Source organism: Butyricimonas sp. BSD2780061689_150309_C8 (assembly GCF_015560935.1).
Taxonomy (GTDB): domain Bacteria; phylum Bacteroidota; class Bacteroidia; order Bacteroidales; family Marinifilaceae; genus Butyricimonas; species Butyricimonas paravirosa.
Genome location: NZ_JADMSV010000001.1, coordinates 547,629 through 564,112 on the forward strand (window position 1 = coordinate 547,629; position 16,484 = coordinate 564,112).

Here is a 16,484-nt window from a genome sequence, read left to right on the forward strand (position 1 = left end):
CTTGGGAGAAGATTGCGAAAAATTCTGTTAGTTATGACATTGAAAGTTTTTATTTTGCTTGTTGCGTTTGGTTCTGTAAGTGCCATGAGTTACTCGCAAGAACAGAAAATGGACGTGGTATTCCATGACGAGATGCTTGAAGACGTGCTGGAGTATTTGAAGGCGAACACGGATTATGAGTTCGTGTATCGTAGAGAAAGTTTGGGGGATTGCAAAGTACAGAGTGTGGAATTGAAAGATGTAACACTGAAACAGATTTTAGATCAGGTATTACGTCAGAATGGCTTTGATTACGAGATCGTGGATCGGATCGTGATTGTTCGTAAATTAGCCCACCCCCAACAAAAAAAGGAAATAAAGATTACTGGTCGGGTGACGGATGATAAAAAACAACCGATACCGGGAGTAACAATTATTGTGAAGGGGTTAACAGTCGGTACGGCTACGGATGCGAATGGTAAGTATATGTTGAGGCTACCGCAGGTGGAAAATCTTTCATTACTGTTTTCTTTCGTAGGAATGGAAACGAAGGAGGTGAAATACACGGGACAGGATACGATTAACGTTGTGCTGAAAGAGACCGTGAACGAGATGGACGAGGTGACAGTGGTGAGTACTGGTTATCAGAATGTGAACCGGAAAGATATGGTAGGATCGTACACGACAGTGAAAGCTGAGGATATTATGATGCCGGCTTATGCTAATATCGATCAGATGTTACAGGGGCAGGTACCGGGAATGATGGTGTTGAGTTCCAGTACTCGTGCAGGGGCTTCTCCTAAAATCCAGATTCGGGGGACTTCAACCCTGTTAGGTAACCAAGATCCAATTTGGGTGGTGGATGGAATCATTCAGGATGATCCTATCTCTATTAATGCTAGTTCTAATATGGCTGAGGACATGAGAGAGATTATTGGTAATCAGGTTTCTTGGCTGAATCCGAATGATATTGAAACAATTACTGTATTGAAAGATGCTTCTGCCACTGCTATATATGGTTCCAAGGCTTCTAATGGGGTTATTGTTATCACAACAAAGAAAGGTAAAGTGGGGCGTATGTCGATTAATTATTCCGGTAACTTTTCGGTTGCACCTCGTCCGAAGTATAAAAACTTTAACTTGATGAACTCACAGGAACGTATAGAGTTCAGTGAGGATGCTTTTGCGGATGGATTAAGGTATTTCAGAGAACCGGTAAAACAAATGTATACTTATGAGGGTGCATTGAGAATGTTTCAGGATGGGGAACTTACGTCTGATGAATTTATAAAGGTTCGTAATAATTTGGAAACGGCTAATACAGACTGGTTGGACTTGTTGACTCGAACGAGTTTCGGGCATAATCATAACGTGAGTGTAACTGGTGCATCGGAAAAAGTAAATTATGCTCTTTCGGTGGGATATAACCAGAATGATGGGCAGGAAAAGGGAAATAGTTCTGAACGTTTGACTGGTAGGGCAGCTGTTACAGTAAACTTACGTGAAAATGTTCGTATAAATTTAACAATGAATGGAACAACTGGAACGAATAAGGGATTTAATGGGGTAGATCCTTTGAATTATGCTTTGACCACAAGCCGTTCTATTGCAGCCTTTAATGAAGATGGAAGCTATTCTTATTATCGTAAGAAGCTTGATTATAAATATAATAAAGAGGCAGAGTCTATCGGTTTTAACGTGTTAAATGAATTGGAGAATACGGGTTCAGAGGTGAATACAAGTAATTTGAATTTGAATTTTGATTTTCAATGGAAGATATTGAATTGGTTAACTTATCAGTTTACTGGAGGCTATTCATATAATACTACGAACAGTCAATCATGGCAGTTAGAACGTTCATCTGCAATTGCAGAAAGCTACCGAGGATATGATTATGGCTCGATTGATGCCGAGGATCCGTGGTTTAAAGCGGCTATTTTGCCATTCGGTGGAGTCTTGTTCAGTTCTGCAGCTACAGTGAGTTCGTATAATATTCAAAATAAGGTGTTATTTTCGAAAACTTTTAATGAGATCCATCGGTTGAATGCCATGATAGCCGTTGAAGCTCGTTCTACCAAAAATAAAAATGATCAGTATACACGTTACGGATATATCCCAGATCGAGGTAATTTAACTGTTCTTCCGACTCTTCCGAATGATTTTTCACCGGTTGGAGGAGGATCAGCACTGGATGGATACGGTATATTTGAAGAATTGTATAACGGTAAAAGTACTTTGAGTGAGCAAACGAATAATTTCTTTTCAGTCTTTGCGACATTGGCTTATTCGTTGAAAAATAAGTATGTTTTTAATTTTAACGTTCGTAATGATGCATCCAATCGTTTCGGGCAGAATACGAATAAACGTTTTGACCCGACCTATTCTTTGGGAGCCTCTTGGAGAATGAGTGGGGAACCATTCATGCAAAATCAAAGGGTTTTAACGAATGTAAATGTAAAAGCCACGTGGGGTATTCAGGGAAATGCCTTGACTAACCTCAGCCCAGACTTGATCTTAAATCAAAAGGGTGTGATGGGGATTTATAATGAGTATTACTCGGCGATTAAATCTATTCCTAACCCGAATCTGTCATGGGAGCGTACTCATTCATGGAATTTTGGTTTAGATCTACAGTTTTTTGGAAAGGTGAATGCAAATATCGATTACTATATTCGACGTTCTAATGCAATTATTAGCATGGATATTCCTTATGAGAATGGGCAGAGTACGATGTCTGTTAATGGTGGTATTATTTATAATAAAGGAATTGAATTTACAGTTTCTTTTACTCCGGTGAATACAGATAATTTTGGTATCAATATGAGTGTGAACTCTTCTAAGAATTGGAATTCCGGAGGACAGACGGATAAAAAAGTTGTTGATGTAAGTACATATCTTGTCGGAAGTAGCGTAATGATTCTGAAAAAAGGATATCCTTTAGGAAGTATATGGTCATTTGATTTTGCCGGATTGAATCCGGAAAATGGTCGCCCTACGTTTAATCGAATCATGTCGGAAGAGGAATATAACGGGGATCGGACTAGTTTTTTGGTATATTCTGGTCAGAAAGATCCTTATTTCACAGGTGGATTGAATTTAAATATTCGGTATCATTCTTTTACTTTGGGAACCACATTCTCCCTGTTATTGGGTGGAGTAACTCGATTGAAGTCTCCGTATCGTGATATGCAGAATGGAAGTTATATGCCAGACCCTGATAAGAATCTTAACAAGGATTTATTAAAACGATGGAAAAAGCCGGGTGATGAAGCCCATACTAATATTCCAGGTTTTATGATTGGGAATTCAGATAAAATGATGAAGTTGCCGACAGGTGGTAATTACGATGTTCTGCAAGCATATTCGTATTCGGATGCATTGACTGTTCCGAGATCATTTTTGCGTTGCCGGGGTATAAATTTGAGTTGGAGATTGAATAATAAGATGATTCAGAAGTTCGGACTGAACAATCTAGCTGTTACCGCATCTGTGAATAATCTGTTTGTTATTGCCTCTAAACGTTATAATGGTTTTGATCCGGAGGCGCAAGATCGGGTAATGCCGAAAACCTATTCTTTAGGAATTAATGTTGGTTTTTAAATGGATTGAAGTATGAAAAAAATATTATTCAGTATAATTTTAGTTGCGGGATTGAGTGGATGTTCAGATTTTCTAGAACCGGATTCACCTAGCGAATATGTTCCGGAAACTGCGGATGCATTGAATGAGATGTTACTTGGTGAGGCTTATCCGAAAGCCACTACTACTGGATTGTTTAGTCTTCATGGTGCTTTAGATGATGATATTGAGATGAGTGACGTGTATATTGCACAGAGAACAACATCTGCGATAGAGAACTTTCGGCTGGTTTATTCTTGGGATCCTGAAATGTATGATTTGTACGAAAGTGGTACTAATGCCATGAAACAATGGGAAACGTATTATCAGTTTATTCTGGGTACGAATGCAGCCTTGGATTATTTAAGTGATGTTACTGGTTCTGTAGAGGATAAGGCATATGTTGCGGCTCAAGCGTATGCTTTGCGTGCATTTTTTTACTTCAACTTAGTAAATCTTTTTGGAGAACCTTACAATTATAACAAAGCTGCTGATGGAGTGCCTTTGAAACTAGCTAGTGGTTTATCCGATAATTACGAAAAACGTGCGACTGTGGGAGAAGTGTACGAGCAAATTATTAAAGATCTGAATGAGGCAGAGAAAAATTTTCTGACTTTACCGGAAGCATCACAGAATAAAGCGAGTTATCGAATTAATTTGCCTGCTGTGGAGTTACTTCATGCTCGTGTATGTTTACACATGGAGGATATGGAAGGGGCGGCTAAGTATGCTCGGAAAGTTATAGAAGACTGGGACTATAGTTTATATGACTTGAAGTCATTTATCAAGGTTGATGAGATTGTGGCCGGGGTTGATGCTTCTTATCCCAATTATGTGTCGTTAGAGAATCCGGAGACAATCTGGGCTTATGGAAATGCTTCGGATTTTGTTTCGACAATTGGGTTGGCAGATTATATGGAGGACGGAAAAACATTGGCTTATATGGTTAATGCTTCACAAGGATTAATTGATTGTTTTGAAGAGGAAGATTTACGAAAGACGTTGTATCTCGTACAAGAGTTGAGGGGTGCAGATAATGCACAACCGAAGGATCTTAAACCAGCTGAGGGCCATTATCTTCCGTGGAGTAAATGTATCATGAATTATAATAATAGCGTGAAATACAATACGGTGTTCGGTATGTCTTTGCGTTTATCCGAGGCTTATCTGATATTGGCGGAGGCAGTGTATAATACAGATGAAGAATTGGCTCTGAGAATGATTAATGAACTACGAGAAAAACGGTATGCGGAAGGGAAGAATTATGAAGTCAATTATTCCGGGGAGGAGTTATTGAATTTTATTCGGGAAGAGCGTCGTCGGGAACTCTGTTTCGAGGGTCAACGGTGGTTTGATTTACGCCGTTACGGTATGCCAAGTTTTAAACGGCGTTGGATTGAATATGGTGATTACTTGGGAAATTACGTGATTGAAAAAGAAGATGCAGCCTATACGCTACCGATTTCTTCTGATGTAATAGAACGTAATCCGGCATTGAAACAGAATAGATTGACAACAAAGAAAATATTACAATAAAACGAGGAACCATGAAATTCAAGTATATTTTTAATTTGCTTTTGCTCGTGACAGTTGTTGCCTGCAACGATGAGGATAAGTTATATCCCCGGAGTGAAGATGCTTCCAGTATTAGTCGTTTTGAGTTTCCACAAGGAAACAGTACTTGGGATCAGGATTTAGAAGAGATTGCAAATACTTTCGGGACAATTCCGATTTACACGGCTTTTGATTCTTTGGATTTGAATCAGGCATGGTCCGGAACGTACACGATAAAATATCGTGGGGAACCATTAAGTGATGATTATGCAGCGTTTTATTCGAATTTCATGAAAAGTCAGGTATTTGTCTTTTTGAAACCGGAGCTATGTAAAGGGGTGTTACCGAATTATATTTATTTAGTGGATGATCTGCGAATGACCGGAGGGTTTTCCGGGGGATTTGCTCCTTTAGCTTGTTATTGGGATGGATTGGATTATTGGGGATTTTCTTTTCGGGCAAAGGAAGAGAACCTCGCTTATATTGAATATCCTAACGGTTTAATTATTAAGCCTTATAAGCCTTACGATTTACCGAAGACATCATGGGAATATAAAGCACGGCGAACTGTTATTTTGCAAAATATTCTGGCTAAGATGGTAAATAAAGGGAAGATTGCAATTCCATCGGAATTTCAGTCAGGAGGGGATTTTGATTATTCGCAAAAATATAGTACAACTGTTAGTGCGGAGAATTATTACATGAAGTTGGGATATCCTGGAAATATGGTTCCTACTGCTTATAATTTTACGAATCCTTCGGGTACGATTGACGCTAAAACCAATTTTGCGAATTATTTGAAATTGGGTTTACGTTATACTCGGGATTCCGTGTTGATAAAGTATCCACAAGAGAAATATCCGTTAATTATCCGGTATTATGATTCAACGGTAAAATATATGAAAGATAAATATAGTTGGGATATTACTCAGATGGCAGAGTTACCAGCTATAATTGGAAAGAATGAATAATAGGTGATAAGTTATGAGATTATTGATATCAATATTATTTATTTGCGTGACGTTAAGCGTGTCTGCTCAGTTTTCCCTACAGGGAAAACTGAGGACACTACGTCCACTGACGATCAAGGTAACTGATTTAGTCGGGAATACGATTGTCGAATACCCAGTGAAAAGCGATAAAGAATTCAAGACTAAACCCGTGAATATCCGGGAAGACTTGTATATTTTCCATATCGGTGATTACACGGAACAAATTATTCTCACGAACAACGTGGTGAGTATGAATGGTTTCCTGAATGACCAAAAACCAGAAGAGAGTACATTGGAATTCGAGGGGATTGATTTACACATGAAGTTGTTAGAGATCATGGGGCAGTGTAAAGAGCAGGTTTTCAAAAAGGAAGTATTTAAGAACTTCGTGGAGAAAGACGAGAGTCTGGAGCCTGTGATACGTGGGGCTTTGATGTATCTGAACAAGATTTATCTCGGGCACGATTACGAATCCTACAAACGAGTATTGGATTTGATCCCGGAGGATGGACGAGAGGCTCAAGTGGTGAAATACTTGGTGGATGAAGTTACAAAGCGACAGAGTATTGCTATCGGAACTCAGGCTTACGATTTTACCTTTGTGGATGTTGATGGAAACGAGGTAAGTTTGAGTGACTTCTGGGGAAAATTCGTGTTGCTTGATTTTTCGGCATCTTGGTGTGGTGGGTGTCGGTTGGAGGCAAAAAAGTTAATCCCGATTTATGATAAACTGAAAGGGGATGATTTGGTGTTCATCAGTATATCGTTGGATAACCGGGAGAAAGATTGGCGGCGAATGGTTAAAGAAGATCAATTACCTTGGGTTACTTTGTGGGATAGTGAAGGATTCACGAAAGGAAATAAACCCAATAAGGTTCAAGCGGCTTACGGTTTTTACCAGATTCCTTTTCTCGTTTTAATTGATAAGGATGGTAAAATTATAGCCCGAGATCTGCGAGGTGAAAAAGTAAAAGAAGCTATCGAGAAAGCGAGAGAAGGTAAGTTATGATTTAGTGATTATAATCATTTTGTAAGTTCATTCTAATTTTCAATTCTGCATTTTCAATTTTCAATTGAAAAAGGGTTTGTATTGTATAAAAAATAAAAAACTGTAAAGATGAAAAAGTATGTTATTGCTCTGATTGTAAGTGTTTTTGTTGCCATAAGTGGGGCTGTGAATGCACAATTGGTAAAACAAAAAACAAAAGTGGAAGAAAAGAATCAGGTGGATAGAGACTGGTACAATTGTTCTTTCGAGAAAGATGGAGTGTACGGGGCTTGTGTGAACGAGGCCTATGAATTCTTGAAAGGGAAAAAGGTGAAGACTCGGCCAATTGTAGCTCTTATCGGTACGGGGATTGACACGGAGCACGAGGCATTGAAGGCTAATATTTGGAAAAATAAGAAAGAAAAAGAGGATGGAAAAGATAATGATAAGAACGGGTATGTGGATGACATGAATGGTTGGAATTTTATTGGAGGGAAAGACGGTCAGGTGATGCCTTTTGTGATGCGTGAGGGGGAACGTGAGTTTTTACGTTTCAAGGATAAGTACGGGGATGTGGTTAGTGATGGGGATATTTATTATTCTTTTGCTACCGGAAAGAAAGAAATATTCACACCTGAGAATGCCGAAGAATTTAATTATTATCGGAAATACGTATGGAAGGAATCTCGATTGGCACAGGCTATGAGTACAAAATGGATGGATCATGTTTCAGCCGATTATACCCGATTATTTGACAAAGAGGTTCGGGCTAAATATCCGGACAAGGAAAAGATTACGGTTGCGGATGTACTTGAGGTTTGTGCTCCAAGCAAAGACGATACCTCAATTCGAGGGATGATATTATATGGGATTCAAATTGTTGCTAATACGAGAAGAACGGATGATTGGGAATCAATCTACAAAATTTTTGTTGCCGAGAGTCGTTTTACTGATGGACAACAAAAATATGATCGGACTTATGCGAAATATGGGAATGACGGTCGTCAGGTGATTGTTGGAGACAATTATCTCGATATAAATGATCGGGTATATGGAAATAATGTACTTTTAACGGCGGATGCTGCAATAGGAACCATGATTGCAGGGGTGATTGTCGGTCAGCGCGGGGTGGAAGGAAGAAATAACCCGATTGCCGATCAAGCGGAGATTATGACCTTGGTTGTGCAAGCTGGTGAGGGTGAACCTTATTTGAAAGATATGGCATTGGCTATTCGTTATGCCGTGGATCATGGGGCTTCCGTGATTATGCTTCCGCAACAGAATTCTTTATATCCGGAAGAACAGAAACAATGGATGAGCGAGGCCATTCGTTATGCAGAGGGAAAAGGTGCATTGGTCATTGTTCCGGTACATGAACTTTCTCGGGATTTGAATGAAAATATTTTCTTCCCCAATCGTTGGATGGATGGCGGCAAGGAGTTCACGAACCTGATGACGGTAGGAATGTCGGGTAAGGATGGAATGCCGTCTGCCAACTCGAATTTCGGGTCTAAGGAATTGGATATCTTTGCACCGGGAATGAAACTCTTTTCTACTTGTACGGGAGATACTTACCAATTCGGGAATGGAGTCCCGATGGCCGCAGCGACCGTTGCGGGTGTGGCAGCTTTAATCAAAACTTACTACCCGAAGTTGACGGGAGGACAGATTCGTGATATATTGTTGAAGACCGTTACTTCACGGAAAGGAATTGAGTTGGAGAAAAACGTGCAGAGAGAAGGAAAGAAATACGTGGATTTATATCTTTTCGATCAATTGTGTCTCTCTGCCGGAATCGTGAATGCCTTGGAAGCCGTGAAAGTTGCCGATGAATGGAGTAAATAATTGGAATATGATGAGAGTAAAGGGTAAAATCATGAAATATCCGATTCTTATTTTGTGCTTCCTTTGTATCTGGGTTTCTTCGGTGGTAGCTCAACGTTATAAATCGGAATTCCCCTACCGGTTGGTTGGGGGAAAGATGGTTGTGGATATGAACGTGAATGGAATGTTACGGTCATTTATTTTCGACACGGGAGCATCCCGGACAACTTTGACCGGGGAGTTTTGCCGGGAACTGGGATTGACAGTGACGGATTCTTTGTCCGTAACAGATGCGAATGGGAAAAAGTCTTTCTATCCTTTGGTGTCGGTTCAAAGTATCAAAACTCCTGACAATGTATTCGAATTTAGAGAGACTTCTGCTATGATTATTCCGGAACCCTCCCCTTTTGCTTGTTTTCAAGTTGATGGACTGATAGGTAGTGATCTACTTGCTAAACTTATACTGGAGATTGACGGGAAGAAAAAGATGATCACCCTTCAAACGGCAGAGAAGGAATCTTCTGTATCCCTTCGGGCGATGCGTCCCTTCGTGACGGCAGGGATGCCGATAATCTCCCTTGTCGTGAATGGTGGGTATAACTTAACTTGTTTGTTTGACACGGGGTGCCCTAAGTTCTTCTCCTTGAAAAAGACAGATTTCAACTCTCTACAAGCTAATGCCGTCGTCGAACTTGTTGCTGAAGGATACACGACAGGAGCCATTAGTGTGGGGGGACAAGCGGCATCAGATACTGTTCATCGAGTGAAATTTCCCTTGCTGTCCGTAGGAGTGGCTAAGTTTCGGGAGGTGATTGCGGAGACAAGTACTCCTCCTTATACTTTGTTGGGGATGGAATTATTGAATTACGGGAAAGTGATTATAGATTATCCCCGGGGGCGTTTCTATTTTGATGCGTACGAGACGGAGAGCAAATATTTGAATAAAAGTCATGATGTGGGTTTTCTGGTAAAGGATGGAGATCTCGTGGTGGGAGCTGTTTGGGGAGAAATGCAACGAGAGATAGAGATGGGGGATAAGGTAATTAAAATTAACGGGAAACCAGTGGGTAAATATGATTTTTGCGAGAGTATTATTAACGGGATTCCGGAATTGAAAGCAAAAAAGAAAACAAAGGTGACGGTGCTTACTCGTCAAGGAGAGAAAGTAATTGTTTATTAATTGAGAAAATAAATTAGAGTATGAAAAATATATTGTGGGTTTGTTGTTTCATGATATTATTGCCTTTGGTATCACGGGCACAGATGAAAAATACCGTATCCGAGGTAAGAGAGTATAAAGAAGTTGATGGTAAGATTATCATTACTTGTTTGGTAAATAGCGTGGAGGCTGATTTCGTGTTGGATTTGGCCGGGCAGACGGCTATTTTGCCTGAATACGTGGAAAAATTTAATATAGATACGACCGAGAAGGCGAAAATCCCGTATGATTGTTTCCAATACAAGAATATCCCGACCTTTCGTTCAGTTTCTTTGAATTCAATTTCTTTTGGGAATAACGCTTTCGCTAACGGGCTTGGTGCTTTTGTTTTAAAGGACGAACCTTATTTGCGGGAACTGGGTGTTGCCGGGATTGTGGGAGGAGCAATTTTCCAGCGGGTGGTTCTGACGATTGATTCCCAGCGTAAGAAATTGACCATGTCTCAGCCTTATCGTCCCTCTTACATGAAATTAACGAACCGGGCGAATGCACAATTGCTTCAAGGGGTTGGCATGGAATGTCCGATAACTATTGATGGAGTCACCTTTTCCTGCATGTTGGATACTTGGAATAAAGGGCTTGTGGAATTGAATGCGACGGATTTTGCCCGGTTGACAGGGACTGCAGGAAAGAATGTACAGGTTTATGCCGGTTACGGTAAAACTTTGGTCATGGTTCCAGCTAAGGTTGTAGGACAATGTGATTTCGTACGGATGGCTTTTAAAGATGTTTCGATTGCTGAAAATAAATCGTTAATTCGTTCTGTGATTGGTACCGAAATATTAAAACATGGTTTACTTTCTGTGGATTTTTTGCGTCAGACCGTTTATTTCCAGTCATTTGATGAGGTTACGGTAAAAGATGATGTCATCGAGAATTATGTTACCGTGGAAAGTGGCAAGGTGAACGAGATTACCGGGGTTTATTTCCGGGAAAATATTCATGATTATCTGAAAGGAACCGATTTCACGTTTAAAGGAGATAAGCCTGTTGTGATTGATTTTTGGGCATCTTGGTGTGGACCTTGTATGAAAATGATGCCATTCATGGAGCAACTGGCTGCTAAGTATAAGGATAAAGTGATTTTCTTGAAAGTGAATGCGGATAAAGAAAAGGAATTGTGTAATAAATTTGGAATAAATGCACTACCCACGTTTATGTTTTTACCGGTGGGAGGAAAGCCTATACAAGAGATTGGGGCGGAACCGGGAAAAGTGGAGAAGATCATCATGGAGCAATTACTGAAATAGTTTTCAATAAGGATTATTGATTCGGGGGGATTGTCAAAACTGATAATCTCCCTTATTTTTATAAGGGTATGATTTTCCATCTTTATAGAGATAATTAGGATTAGTCTGTTATTAAACTTGGAGATATTAGGTGAATTTCAACTTTCCCGTTTTAGGATTAACTTCACATTCTTTATCAGTCTATAAACTTTATCCACTAGATAGGGTTTTGTTTGTTGGAAAGAATGTTTTATATTTGTCCGTGATCATTTGGACGAAAGGGTTATAATTTGGTACGGGAAGATATTTATCAAGAGTTGTATTTAGCTATTACGGAATTACCTGAAGATTGCAGGGAGATATTTTGGTTATACCTTCAAGGTAGGAATAACAAGGAAATTGCAGAAATTCTTTCTCTTCCGGAAAAAGACGTGCGGGCTTGTAAAAGGGAGGCTATTTATCGATTAAAAAGCCGCCTGGGTGGTTTATTTTTCTGGTTGCAGATCATGAGAATCGTGTGAGATGAATGAAGTCGTACTTTCATCGGTACGACTTCATTTATTTTCTAGGGTAAGTACTGATAACTTAGCTTCTCGCTGATTTCCATGTTATTTTTGATCGGTAGAATGGTGAAATTCCAGTGGTAATCCTTGTTTGTCGGGAGCTTGTATTTGGGGTAAGGTTGAGATCCCCAGGCATCGTCCCCGGCAACACCCATCATGCGGTGATCTAGGCATACTTCCACGAAATTGCGGGGGAAGATGTCGTTGATATGCGTTTGTTTAGGTTTCCGTTTTTTCGCCATGAGCGGGTCATGGGATTCTCCTTTCGTGAAGTTTTGCCATTGGTACGGGCGATTGGATTCTTCCCCGTCGAAGTCTTCAATTCGGTTGTGGGAAACGTTAAACTCCATGAAGTTCGAGTCGGCAATGAACAGGAGGCCCTTCCCGGTTTTATCCGTGAGTGCCAGCCAGCGGGTTTCTGTCTTGTGGCCGTTTTCTTGTGGCCGTACGTATGGAACGTATTGTTGCTCGGCCGTACTTTTGTAATGGCCGATAAACGTTCCGTTATTCCGGTCACAATAGTTTTCCTCGGGACCCCGTCCGAGATATTCCAGTTGATTCATGTCCGTGGGGATTCTGAAACGTACTCCGATTCGGGGAAGTTCAGGTACATCCGGTTGTGTTTCCAGATGGCAGGCCACGTGGATCATGCCTGACGGGTATAACGTGTAAGACACGTGGTATTTGCTGTTGGTTTCTTGAAGCCTGTACGTGATGGTTAGGTTCGTGTTTGTTGCGGAAGTAGAGGTTCTGATCCCGGCAATCTTGAAATTCTTGCTTGCTTGTTTCCAGCCTTGCTGACGATTCGGCATTCCATTGCCATAATCGTTGTCCGTAGGGCCCCGCCAGAAGTTAGGTTGGAACCCGAAATCTTCGGCAATGTATTGGATGCCATTGGCTCGGTAGGAAGTCACGTATCCTTTCTGTTTGTTAAACACGAAGTCGATATTTGTGCCGGATATATGGATTTCCGGTCCGTTCTCTTCCATGGCTAGTGTTTTTTCAGGGGTGGGACGGAACACGGGTGCCGGGGTGTAATCCGGTAATCTGAATTGCTCCGAGGCCACGATGTAGCCGGCAGGAACGGTGGATGTCGCTTGTTTGGACTTCACGTAGAGGTTTAGGAAATACTCCGTTCCGGGTTTATTCTTCACGTTTCTGAGTGGAATCGTGAGCTGTTTGTTTGCCCCGGGGACGAGATGTTGCGTGGGCAGAGTTCCGGACTGTACGGTTTCCGTGTTTGCCTGTATCGTGTACTCGATCGTGTATTGATTCAAGTTCGTGAAATCGTATCGATTTTCTACCCGGATGATTCCTTTTCTTAGATCAACGGGTTGAAACCACACGTACTGGTAGGCCTTTTTCACTTCGGTTAAACCGGGGTGCGGTTCTCGATCAGGGCCGACCACTCCGTTACACAAAAAGTTTCCGTCAGACGGGGAGTTTTCCCCGAAATCTCCGCCGTATGCCCAGAACGGGGTTCCTTCTTCATCTTGCACGAGGATTCCTTGGTCGATCCAATCCCAGATGAACCCGCCTTGTAGATTGGGATAACGGTAGATCACATCCCAGAGGTCCATGAGGTTCCCGGTACTGTTTCCCATGGCATGGGCATATTCCGACATGATATAAGGGCGATCCGTTTGCGTGTTACCCCATTTTTCCAGCGTGGTTGCGCCCGGGTATTGCGGGCAGTAGATGTCCGTGTTCCATTCGAGCAAGGCTCTCTCGTACTGTACGGGACGTGTCGTGTCCTTGGATTTTAGCCAGTTGTAAGTCATGTAGAAGTTATACCCGTTTCCGGCTTCATTCCCCAGAGACCAGAACGTGACACAGGGATAATTCTTCCCGGTTTCGTACATGTTTATGGTCCGATCTATATGGGCATTCAGCCAGTTCGGGTTATTCCCTAGTGTTCTTCCTTTGCGAAGATCGTAGCCCATGCCGTGGGATTCTATATTCGCTTCGTTACAAACGTAAAATCCGTATTCATCACAAAGTTCGTAAAAGCGTCTTTGCTGGGGGTAATGGCAGCATCGTACGGCATTAATATTGTGGCGTTTCATGTTCTCGAAATCCTTGCGCATATCCGCCTTGCTGAGAACGTGACCCGTGTGCTCGTTGTGTTCATGATAATTCACGCCTTTAATCAGTACGGCACGACCGTTTACTAGGAATTGGTTCCCCCGGATTTCCAGTTTTCGGAAACCGACCCGGAAAGGAATGATTTCCGGTTTTTTCCCCGGTTGTTCGATCCGGATAAACAGCTGGTACAGGTTTGGGGTTTCGGCCGTCCATGGGGCGACTTGGGCTATCTTCGTGTCGAAATGGACTGTTGCGATGGAATCTATTTTAATGGTTTGTGTCCCTTCTGCCACTCGTGTTCCCGAGGTGCTTTCCAGTTGGTAGGAGACGGTGACTTGGCCCGTTTGCCGGGGATTGGCGTTTTCTAGGAATAAATCCAGCCCGAAAAGTCCGTTTTTGTATGTGCTGTCCAGATCTTGTTGGATCGAGAAATCTCGAAGATGTACGGGGGATTGTGCGAACAAGTAAACGTCCCGTTCGATCCCACTGATTCTCCAAAAGTCCTGACATTCCAGGTAGCTTCCCGTCGACCATCTGTATACTTCAAGGGCGATAAGGTTACGCCCCGGTTTCAAGTAGCGGGTAATGTTATATTCCACGGCTGTCTTGGAATCCTCGCTATACCCGACTTTTGTGCCGTTCACGTACAGGTAGCATCCCGATTTTACCGCACCGATATGTAGGAATATCTCTTTCCCGTTCCATTGTTCGGGTATCTCGATGTATTTCCGGTAAGATCCCACTGGATTTTCCTCCGGCAAAAGAGGTGGTTGTGGGTTACGAGGACAGAATTCGTAAGGGTGATTCGTGTAAAGTGCAGTTCCGTAACCGTTTACTTCCCAGTTTGCCGGGACATCAATCTCTCCCCACGCAGAATCGTCGAAATCTGTTTTATAGAAGTTCATGGGGCGTTTTTTGTAGGAGGGAACCCAGTTGAATTTCCATTTCCCGTTGAGCGATTTGTAATCAGGGGATGTGTTGAAATCATTACTCCGGGCTTTATCCACATTACTGTAGGTCATGAATGCTGTCCGGGGATATTCTTTCCCGACAAAGGGTATGGTCTCGTCTTGCCATTCCGGTTTCACTTGCATGAAAGCCATGGAACAGATTAAACAACAGATAATCGTGGAGAATAGTTTTTTCATTTTGTATGTAGTTTGAGGTTTTGAAGTCTAAAGATAGTGTTTTTTGTTAAAATTATAAAAAGTACTAATGATTTTTATAATACGAGTGTTATGTATGTAAAATATAAAAAATGGAAAAGAGATTGTTGGAGTTATTGGCGTTAGCATTTCAGAACGAATTGTCTGAAAATGAACGGAAAGAATTGGATGTATTATTTCAAAGATTTCCGGAATATCAGGATTTAGCTGAAAAATTACAATTCTCTTACGAACGTATCGACGAGTTGGAATTGGCGGGAATGATCCAAGTTGAAAAAGAATGGAAGAAATTGCAGAAGAAAAATAAAAGATTGCGGGGACAAGGTCGGAAAATGGTTTTCCTTGTTGTTGCAGGCATGGCAGCTGTGTTATTACTTGCGATTGGAATGTTGTTCTTGTTCCGTTCTTTTCCGGAAGTGGAAGTTTCCTCGATTGCTTGTAAACAAGAACCCAAAAAAGTTACTCTTGAATATGCCAATGGAAAGACGTTAGTATTGGATGTGAACTCTTTAGTTATGAATGATAAAGGGAAAATAACGGATCATGTCGTTGCGAAAGAAAATATGGCGGTGGCAGAGGGACTCCGGTTAAATAGATTGTCTGTTCCGAAGGGAGGTGATTTTTCCTTGACATTGGCAGATGGGACAGTGATTCGTTTGAATGCTGATTCCCGACTGCAATATCCTTCGGAATTTTCAGGAGATTCCCGGATCGTTTATCTCGAAGGTGAGGCATTTTTCAACGTGGCTAAAGATAAAACGAAACCTTTTATCGTGAAAACTAAAAAATTGGACGTGGAAGTGACGGGTACCTCTTTCAACGTGATGGCTTACCCCTCTGAAGCTTTCATTCAGACGACTTTGGTTCAAGGGGGTGTTAATATTTTGACAGAGGATGGGAACGTCTGCAAATTGCTGGCCGGAGAGCAGTGTGCCGTGGATACGGCATCTGGGGAGTGTGTTGTGAGTCAGGTGAATGTGGCATCTTTTGTTTCTTGGATCGATGGTCAATTTTTCTTTGATAACGAGTCCATGGAATCATTGATGAGGAAAATAGCCCGTTGGTATGATGTGGATGTCATATTTGAAAATGAAGAGCTGAAGTCAGAACTTTTCTATGGAACAATCACCCGGAGTGATGAAATTACCGAAGTGTTAGATATACTAGTATTAACCAAAACGATGCACTATGAGATAAAGGACCGAACTGTTTATATCCGGAAATAGGATATTTATATTTCGAAAAAAGCCGGAAATAGCTTGCAACA

General features: G+C 41.5%; 10 protein-coding genes. 9 read left to right on the plus strand and 1 reads right to left on the minus strand.

Annotated elements, in window-relative coordinates; translation table 11 throughout:
* Positions 1–33: 33 nt before the first annotated feature.
* The 8 genes from I2I33_RS02100 (at position 34) to I2I33_RS02135 (ending at position 11,924) form a co-directional block, all read left to right on the plus strand.
* Positions 34–3,579, plus strand: coding sequence for a SusC/RagA family TonB-linked outer membrane protein (locus I2I33_RS02100; RefSeq protein WP_229128153.1), 3,546 nt, complete (start codon positions 34–36; stop codon positions 3,577–3,579).
* Between the two features lie 12 nt (positions 3,580–3,591).
* Positions 3,592–5,133, plus strand: coding sequence for a RagB/SusD family nutrient uptake outer membrane protein (locus tag I2I33_RS02105; protein ID WP_087419289.1), 1,542 nt, complete (start codon positions 3,592–3,594; stop codon positions 5,131–5,133).
* Between the two features lie 11 nt (positions 5,134–5,144).
* Entirely contained in the window at positions 5,145–6,122 is a 978-nt protein-coding gene (locus I2I33_RS02110; protein WP_087419290.1) for a hypothetical protein, read from the plus strand.
* Between the two features lie 13 nt (positions 6,123–6,135).
* Positions 6,136–7,152: a peroxiredoxin family protein gene (locus I2I33_RS02115; RefSeq protein ID WP_087419291.1), complete on the plus strand. Its 1,017-nt coding sequence runs from the start codon at positions 6,136–6,138 to the stop codon at positions 7,150–7,152.
* 108 nt (positions 7,153–7,260) lie between these two features.
* Entirely contained in the window at positions 7,261–8,976 is a 1,716-nt protein-coding gene (locus I2I33_RS02120) for a S8 family serine peptidase (RefSeq protein WP_087419292.1), read from the plus strand.
* A gap of 31 nt (positions 8,977–9,007) precedes the next feature.
* Complete coding sequence (locus tag I2I33_RS02125) at positions 9,008–10,135, plus strand: retropepsin-like aspartic protease (RefSeq protein WP_087419769.1); 1,128 nt, start codon at positions 9,008–9,010, stop codon at positions 10,133–10,135.
* Between the two features lie 20 nt (positions 10,136–10,155).
* Complete coding sequence (locus tag I2I33_RS20455; protein ID WP_087419293.1) at positions 10,156–11,424, plus strand: thioredoxin family protein; 1,269 nt, start codon at positions 10,156–10,158, stop codon at positions 11,422–11,424.
* A gap of 269 nt (positions 11,425–11,693) precedes the next feature.
* On the plus strand, positions 11,694–11,924 hold the full coding sequence (locus tag I2I33_RS02135) for an RNA polymerase sigma factor (protein ID WP_087419294.1): 231 nt from the start codon (positions 11,694–11,696) through the stop codon (positions 11,922–11,924).
* Between the two features lie 44 nt (positions 11,925–11,968).
* Here I2I33_RS02135 and I2I33_RS02140 read toward each other — a convergent pair whose 3' ends face one another.
* Positions 11,969–15,199, minus strand: coding sequence for a glycoside hydrolase family 2 TIM barrel-domain containing protein (locus I2I33_RS02140; RefSeq protein ID WP_087419295.1), 3,231 nt, complete (start codon positions 15,197–15,199; stop codon positions 11,969–11,971).
* 110 nt (positions 15,200–15,309) lie between these two features.
* On the opposite strand from I2I33_RS02140, the gene I2I33_RS02145 reads away from it, so the two are divergent.
* The gene (locus tag I2I33_RS02145) at positions 15,310–16,443 is read left to right on the plus strand and encodes a FecR family protein (RefSeq protein WP_087419296.1); all 1,134 of its coding nucleotides are present in this window, start codon (positions 15,310–15,312) and stop codon (positions 16,441–16,443) included.
* The last annotated feature ends 41 nt before the right edge of the window (positions 16,444–16,484 follow it).